This window comes from Alkalibacterium subtropicum (genome assembly GCF_900112455.1).
GTDB classification, from domain to species: Bacteria; Bacillota; Bacilli; order Lactobacillales; family Carnobacteriaceae_A; genus Alkalibacterium; species Alkalibacterium subtropicum.
On sequence record NZ_FOLT01000019.1, the window covers coordinates 23,612 to 29,859 of the forward strand.

The window sequence follows — 6,248 nt, forward strand, 5'->3', positions numbered from 1 at the left end:
TACTGTGAGGGGTCGAAAGCGGTATTGTGTTTTATTTTTTAATATAATAAAGAAAGAGAGGAAGGTTGCGGATGAAAAAGCGATGCGGATGGGTAACTGATGATCAACAGCATAAGGAATATCATGACAAAGAGTGGGGCAGACCGCTGTATGATGACCGGAAACTGTTTGAACTGCTTTGTCTGGAAGGCGCCCAGGCTGGATTGAGCTGGCTGACCGTATTGAAAAAGAGAGAAAGCTATCGGGAAGCGTTCGACCGGTTCGATCCAGAAGTAATCAGTCAATATAATGAAGAAAAAATTCAGGAGTTGATTCAGAATGAAAAAATCATCCGCAATAGACTGAAAATCAGGTCCGTTGTGATAAATGCCCGGGCATATTTGGAAATAACGAAAAACGGCCAGTCATTTTCAGATTATCTCTGGCAGTTCGTCGGTGGACAGCCGATTCAGAATGCCAGATGCACCCTTGATGACATTCCGGCACAGACCGAGAAAAGTCAGCGCATGAGCAGGCAGCTGAAGAAAGACGGGTTCAAATTTGTGGGTCCGACGATCTGTTATGCGTTCATGCAGGCCAGCGGGATGGTCAATGATCATGTGAGGGATTGTTTCTGTTTTGGAGAAATCAATCAGGGGAGGAAGTAAAATGAACCGGATAAATCTAGTTACTGTAGGAGTGGAAGATATGTCTCGTTCGCTGACCTTTTACAAAGCCATAGGGTTTGAGACCCCGGAGACCAGCGCAAGCCCGCCGATCGTCTTTTTTGATAATGAAGGAAGTAAACTGGAGCTGTTTCCTTTAAGTGAACTGCAGAAAGATATCGATCCAGATGATCCACCGAAAACCTCCAGAGGAAATTTCTCGGGCATCACCTTTGCCTGTAACATGAAAACAAAGGCAGAAGTAGATGAAATGATGGTACAGGTTGAAAAAGCTGGCGGTAAAGTCGTCAAACAGCCTCAAACCGTATTCTGGGGCGGGTACAGCGGCTACTTCATGGATCCGGACGGCTATTACTGGGAACTCGCCTATTCTGATGACTGGCAGTTTGATGACCGGAACATGCTTATCATAGATAAGGAATAAAAATATCCCCTCAAGGCAGCTCCTTGAGGGGATATTTAGATCACTTACAATATTTTATCTAAAAAGTTTTTTGTCCGTTCATTTTTTGGATGTTTAAACACTTGAGAAGGCGGTCCGATTTCCACGATGTTTCCGTCATCCATGAAGACGACCCGGTCTGCCACTTCTCTGGCGAAGCCCATTTCGTGGGTGACCACGACCATCGTCATGCCCTCTCTGGCCAGGTTCTGCATGACCCCCAGAACATCTCCGACCATTTCAGGATCCAATGCACTCGTCGGTTCATCAAAGAGGAGGATGTCCGGATCCATTGCCAGTGCCCGTGCAATAGCCGCGCGCTGCTGCTGTCCACCGGATAAAGAGTTAGGGTAAGCATCCGCTTTGTCTTCCATTCCTACACTTTCCAGAAGTGACATCCCAAGTTTGCGTCCTTCGCTTTTAGAAATGTTTTTTAACTGTTTAGGTGCGAGCAGGATATTTTCCATGACAGTCAGATGCGGGAACAGGTTGAACTGCTGAAACACCATCCCGATATTTTCTCTTACCTTATTAATGTTCTGACTAGGATCGGTCAAATCATGGTCATCCACGATCACTTTCCCGTCATTGACATCTTCCAGCAGGTTCATACATCGTAAATACGTACTTTTTCCCGAGCCGGATGGTCCGATGATAACAACGACTTCACCTTCCTGGACTTCAAGATCCAGGCCTTTCAGTACTTCGAACTTGCCGAAAGTTTTATGCAGATTTTCTGTTTTTAGTTTAGTCATTCATGAGACTCCTTTCTATCAAGTTGGATAGTTTAGTGAGCAGTGTAATGATGATCAGATAGATCAGTCCGACAATGATCCACATGGCTCCAGACTGGTAAGAACGCGCGATGATGATGCGCCCTGACTGAGTCAGTTCAACGATGCCGATAACAGATAGGATCGATGTATCTTTAAGTGTGATGACGAGCTGATTGATCAGTGACGGGATCATGATCTTGATCGCCTGCGGCAGAACGACTTTCTGCATGGACTGTCTGTAAGGCAAGCCGAGGCTTCGTGCTGCTTCCAGCTGGCCGATTGGAACGGCGGCGATCCCGCCTCTGACTTGTTCAGAAATATAGGCAGTCGTGTTCAAACTCAGTGTAATGATACCGGCCATGAAAGCTGTGAGCTGGATATCAAACAACTGGGGTACAGAGAAGTACATAAAGAACGCCAGGACGATAAGCGGGATACCGCGCAGGACCGTGACATAGATATTCGCGACTAGGTTCAGCGCCCGGTTCTTAGTGGCACTGAAGAGACCGAAAATAGTTCCTGCAACTAAAGAAATGCCGAAAGAGATAAGAGTCAGGAGAAGTGTCCGTCCAAGTCCGGCCATCAGGGCATCGAAATTGGATGCCAGTAGTGATAAGATTCCTGTACCTTCAGCGACTTCAGCATCTTCCGGACTGACCAGGTAGGTATCCATGATCTCGTCATACGTGCCGTCTTCCATAACATTGACCAGACCTGCATTGAACATCTCAAGCAGTTCCTGGTTTTGTCCTTCATTTACTGCAAAGCCGATCGGATAGCCTTCTTCCGGTTCGGTAGGCAGTTTCAGCGGCAGTCCCTGCTGGATCGCGTAAGCCATAACAGGATAATCTTCGACAGCCGCATCCGCTTGTCCGGCAGCGACATCTTCGTACATGTTGGCGGAATCTTCAAACTGGTTGATCGTTATATCATACTCTTGGGCCAGCTCGTCAGCGAACTGTGCACCGGTGGTCCCGACTTTAACAGCTAGTGTTTTTCCATCTAAATCTTCATAAGAAGAGATCTCATCATTGTCCTCGTGAACGGCCAGCACAGGTCCGGCATCGATATAAGGTTCGGAGAAGTCGAAAGACTCTTCCCGCTCAGGTGTGATGCTCATGGCGGCGATCATACCGTCCACCTGGTTTGTCTCCAAAGCCTGCAGGCCGGCACTGAAATTCATGGGTCTGAGTTCATAAGCAAAGCCCTGGTCTTCAGCAATAGCAGCCAGCAGATCGATATCTATACCGATATATTCATTATCATCGTTCTGATACTCAAAGGGTGCAAAGGTCACGTCTGTCGCAATGATATAAGGATCCATCTGTGCTGCCGTCTCTTTCGTACCTGCTTCATCAGTATCGTCTGAACTGACGAGATAAGTATCCATGATCTCGTCATATGTGCCGTCTTCTTGTATGTTTTCCAGCCCGGCATTGAACATTTCAAGCAGTTCCTGATTCTGGTCTTCATTGACGGCAAAACCTACAGGGTAGCCTTCTTCAGATTCGGTAGGCAGTTTCAAAGGCAGCCCCTGCTGAATGGCATAGGCCATAACGGGATAGTCTTCGACGGCCGCATCGGCTTGTCCGGCAGCGACGTCTTCGTACATGTTGGCGGAATCTTCAAACTGGTTTATCGTTATGTCGTAGTCTTCAGCAAGGTCATCTGCGAACTGGGCACCGGTCGTTCCTATTTTAACAGCCAGTGTTTTTCCGTCTAGATCTTCATAAGAAGTGATCTCATCATTGTCTTCATGAACGGCCAGCACGGGTCCGGCATCGATGTAAGGTTCAGAAAAATCAAAGGATTCTTCCCGCTCAGGAGTGATGCTCATGGCGGCGATCATTCCGTCGACCTGATTTCCCTCCAGAGCCTGCAGTCCGGCACTGAAATTCATGGGTCTGAGTTCATACTCAAAGCCCTGGTCTTCAGCTATGGCAGCGAGTAATTCGATATCTATGCCAATATATTCACCGTCTTCATTCTGATACTCAAAGGGCGCGAAGGTCACGTCAGTAGCAATAATATAAGGATCTGACTGTTCTGCCGCTTCGACCGTTTTTTTTAGAAACAGCAAACTGGATGCGAGTGTCAGCAGGAATATCAGACCAATAAGAATATGGGATTTCTTTTTAACTTTCATCATCTTTCTCCTCTCAAATATGCGCTTAAAAAATAATTAATCATAATTTTATATTAAAATAAGGTTTAAAACAAATGAAATTTATCAAATAAAAGTATGAGTAAGCGTTAACTTTTTGCAAAAAGAGGGGTTCATTTCTCTTTTTTTCTTGAGTTGTATCGTTATTTTTATCCGTGACCAGAGATAAAAGCTTATACAGTAATGGTTTTTAAGGGTGAGCAAAAAAAGAAAACCGTAGTTCAGCTGAAAAGATTAATAAAAAATAAAAATAAAAAAAACTTTAAAAAGGTAACACTTTTTAAAGTCGTTTCGTTATTAAAGGTGTAAGCAGTGATCACCTTACAAAAACACAGAGGAGGAAAAAATATGCAAAAAGAATGGGATGGAAGCAAGGTAGACCTATTTTTAGAAGATGCTGTAAACGAAAAATACATCCGTCGTCGTTTCAACGGCGCACTGCAGGGGTTGACCGATGAACAGGTAACGGCCTTCACCCAAGCGCTGAGTACAGTAAACGCATTGCCTGTATCTTATGCGGCTGTAGTGGAAGAATACCGCTACACATTCTAAGGACTTCATATAGAAGATAATGAGGAGGAAACGATATGGCAAAACGATTAGAACTGCGCTTTGAAACTGGCGAAGGCAAAACAAAGGTGATCGGTATCGATCAGCCGCTTGAAAATCTGGATCCGCTGGTCGTTCAGTCAGCGATGGAACAAATCATCGGTCAGGATATGTTCGAAGTGGAAGGCATCAAGCAATTCACTAAAATCAAAGATGCACGTTATGTGACGCGTACAGTAGAAGATATCATCGAAGAAGCTTAACTGAACGATTTAAAGGAGCTGGGACACACGTCTTAGCTCCTTTGACGTTTTTGAAAGATTTTTATAAACTTGTCCCAAAGAGCAGCCCGCCGTCCATGTATTAAAAGTGGTCTCAATACCCCTTAGCGACCTAGTGATACAATAGTTCGCTAGGAAGTTATGTTTATAAAGAGCAATCAATCGGCAGAACCTTTTTCTTTCTATAATAGTTTTCAATAAGCGAAAAATGAAAATTTTGAGGCGACTCCAGAAAATAAGTCCCAGAAAATTTATCTTTTTAAGTCTCTATAGTTTATCCAGCCTCAATTTTTTACAGACGCACTAGTAAGTAAGAGAGCTTTCTAAAAGTAAGTTTTTTTGCTATACTACCAGAGTAAGAATAATAAAGGAGTCTACATCGTGAAAAATTTTCTACTAGCTCTCGTAAAATTCTATCAGAAACTTATCTCACCATTATTCCCGCCAAGCTGCCGATATTATCCGACATGCTCGCACTATACTGTGGAAGCCTTGGAAAAGCACGGGGCGCTCAAAGGGTCGATCATGGGCACATCAAGAGTCTTGAGATGCAATCCATTTGTCAAGGGAGGCGTGGATAAAGTCCCTGATCACTTTACCGTGAAGAGAAATCCGGATAGTAAAAATGAAGTGTATCTGGGATCAGGCATTACTGTAAAGAAGAAAGAAAATCGATCACGTCATTGATCGATCGTGAAGGGATTAATGATGAAAGTCACTGTAACCGAAAAGAATTTTTCAGATATGCTGAAGTCTTCTCAACCGCTTCTGCTGCACTTCTGGTCCGATTTTTGTGGTCCGTGTAAAGTGCAGTCCCGGGTCCTGGGGCAGATGGATGATAAATACAGAGATGCTGTCCTTGTAGGAGACATCAATACGCAGAATCATCCCGACTTGACAGAGGCTTTTGGGATCCGCTCCACACCGACTGTTCTGGTTTTTTATGAAGGTAAGCTATTGGCCAGACTAACCGGCGTCCATACGCTGAATAAAATCGAAGAGATTATAAGCAAAGAAGGGGTGCTCGACTGAGTGTCTCTTTTTATTTGAAAATAATAGTGCAAAAAAGCGCAAAAAAACACGCTCCATGTTATAATAAATACAGATAAAATTTATTTTTTTAATTGAGTGCTAGATGCTGTTGCCGCAGACCTAGTGCTCTTTTTTCGTTATACGGAACTTTATCGGTTAAGATTTTATAAATGATTCGAAGTAACTTGTGACCACAGGCCATCACAGCCTTCATTTTAGATCCTCTACTAGAGATACGGTAGTACACTGATCGAAAAGCAAAATCTTTCGATCGACCGGCGATGCCGCCACTGGAAACAAGTGTGGTCTTTAAATATTTGTTTCCCGGGGTTGTTCGCG

9 protein-coding genes are annotated in these 6,248 nt (G+C 44.2%); 6 read left to right on the top strand and 3 right to left on the bottom strand.

All coding sequences use genetic code 11. From position 1 onward, the window contains the following. Positions 1-71 precede the first annotated feature (71 nt). Positions 72-647, top strand: a complete 576-nt coding sequence (locus BM049_RS10925) for a DNA-3-methyladenine glycosylase I (RefSeq protein ID WP_091531649.1) — start codon at positions 72-74, stop codon at positions 645-647. Between the two features lies 1 nt (position 648). Continuing rightward, positions 649-1,089: a VOC family protein gene (locus tag BM049_RS10930; RefSeq protein ID WP_091531652.1), complete on the top strand. Its 441-nt coding sequence runs from the start codon at positions 649-651 to the stop codon at positions 1,087-1,089. 44 nt (positions 1,090-1,133) lie between these two features. Here BM049_RS10930 and BM049_RS10935 read toward each other — a convergent pair whose 3' ends face one another. Continuing rightward, positions 1,134-1,862, bottom strand: a complete 729-nt coding sequence (locus BM049_RS10935) for an amino acid ABC transporter ATP-binding protein (protein ID WP_091531654.1) — start codon at positions 1,860-1,862, stop codon at positions 1,134-1,136. After that, positions 1,855-4,029, bottom strand: coding sequence for an amino acid ABC transporter substrate-binding protein/permease (locus BM049_RS10940; protein ID WP_091531656.1), 2,175 nt, complete (start codon positions 4,027-4,029; stop codon positions 1,855-1,857). The genes BM049_RS10935 and BM049_RS10940 overlap by 8 nt, the downstream gene beginning before the upstream one ends. Positions 4,030-4,395: 366 nt before the next feature. On the opposite strand from BM049_RS10940, the gene BM049_RS10945 reads away from it, so the two are divergent. The 4 genes from BM049_RS10945 to BM049_RS10960 all read left to right on the top strand — a co-directional run bounded on the left by BM049_RS10945 (position 4,396) and on the right by BM049_RS10960 (position 5,909). Continuing rightward, positions 4,396-4,599 carry a DUF1659 domain-containing protein gene (locus BM049_RS10945; protein ID WP_091531658.1) on the top strand — a complete coding sequence of 68 codons (204 nt, stop codon included), beginning with the start codon at positions 4,396-4,398 and terminating at the stop codon, positions 4,597-4,599. Between the two features lie 35 nt (positions 4,600-4,634). Next, complete coding sequence (locus tag BM049_RS10950) at positions 4,635-4,859, top strand: DUF2922 domain-containing protein (protein ID WP_091531660.1); 225 nt, start codon at positions 4,635-4,637, stop codon at positions 4,857-4,859. Between the two features lie 399 nt (positions 4,860-5,258). Further along, the gene (gene yidD, locus BM049_RS10955; protein ID WP_091531663.1) at positions 5,259-5,564 is read left to right on the top strand and encodes a membrane protein insertion efficiency factor YidD; all 306 of its coding nucleotides are present in this window, start codon (positions 5,259-5,261) and stop codon (positions 5,562-5,564) included. Between the two features lie 18 nt (positions 5,565-5,582). Beyond that, the gene (locus BM049_RS10960) at positions 5,583-5,909 is read left to right on the top strand and encodes a thioredoxin family protein (protein ID WP_091531664.1); all 327 of its coding nucleotides are present in this window, start codon (positions 5,583-5,585) and stop codon (positions 5,907-5,909) included. An 88-nt stretch (positions 5,910-5,997) separates the two neighbouring features. Here the strand turns inward: BM049_RS10960 and BM049_RS11980 are convergent. Beyond that, positions 5,998-6,248: hypothetical protein (locus BM049_RS11980; protein ID WP_218147263.1), on the bottom strand; the 251-nt coding region annotated here is incomplete at its 5' end.

Coding starts and splice junctions, on each gene's coding strand:
- BM049_RS10925 (WP_091531649.1), top strand. CDS start 72: ATGAAAAAGCGATGCGGATGGGTAACTGATGATCAACAGCATAAGGAA.
- BM049_RS10930 (WP_091531652.1), top strand. CDS start 649: ATGAACCGGATAAATCTAGTTACTGTAGGAGTGGAAGATATGTCTCGT.
- BM049_RS10935 (WP_091531654.1), bottom strand. CDS start 1,862: ATGACTAAACTAAAAACAGAAAATCTGCATAAAACTTTCGGCAAGTTC.
- BM049_RS10940 (WP_091531656.1), bottom strand. CDS start 4,029: ATGAAAGTTAAAAAGAAATCCCATATTCTTATTGGTCTGATATTCCTG.
- BM049_RS10945 (WP_091531658.1), top strand. CDS start 4,396: ATGCAAAAAGAATGGGATGGAAGCAAGGTAGACCTATTTTTAGAAGAT.
- BM049_RS10950 (WP_091531660.1), top strand. CDS start 4,635: ATGGCAAAACGATTAGAACTGCGCTTTGAAACTGGCGAAGGCAAAACA.
- BM049_RS10960 (WP_091531664.1), top strand. CDS start 5,583: ATGATGAAAGTCACTGTAACCGAAAAGAATTTTTCAGATATGCTGAAG.